Below are 668 nucleotides of genomic sequence, written 5' to 3' on the forward strand. Positions count from 1 at the left end.
CCGATCACGCCGTCGAACGAGAACGAAGCGTCCAGCACCTCCAGGTACAGAAAGCTGGCAAAGCCCGAGCGCTGCACGGTTTTCACCACGGCCTCGCCCTCGGCCTCGTTCTCGAACAAGGCCCCCACCGCGTCCACCGCCAGGTAGAGCACGATGCCCAGGACGCCGGCCACGAAGACGCGGTTGGCGTCCGCCTCCGGCACCCACCAGCGGGTGGAGAACACCACCAGCAGCGCGATGAAGACGCTGATTTCGTCGAACTTGGCCGCGCGCACCAGCCGGCTTTCCAGCGGGCCGAGCCAATGGGTGTCCTTGTTCTGGTCGAACAGGAAGTTCAAGAACACCAGCAGCAGGAACATGCCACCAAAGGCCGAAATCACCGGGTACACGCTGGTCAGCACCGCCGAGTAACGGTCGGGCGACTGCAGCGCCAGTTGCATCGTTTCGTAGGCGCCGATGTTGGCCGACACCGCCACGATGACGATGGGGAACACCAGGCGCATGCCGAACACCGCGATCAGGATGCCGACGGTGAGGAAGAGCTGGCGCCAGAACTTGCTCATGTCGCGCAGCACGCCGGCGTTGACCACCGCGTTGTCGAACGACAGGCTGACCTCCAGCACCGCCAGCACAAAGGCCAGCCACAGCGCCGTCCACAGGCCCATGGG

1 protein-coding gene is annotated in these 668 nt (G+C 64.8%); it reads right to left on the reverse strand.

Going from position 1 to position 668, the window contains the following annotated elements:
- Positions 1-668, reverse strand: a 668-nt coding sequence (locus tag HA630_RS00770) for a DUF475 domain-containing protein (protein WP_166832063.1), incomplete at both ends; no start/stop codon positions are given.

This window comes from Aquabacterium sp. A08 (assembly GCF_011742065.1).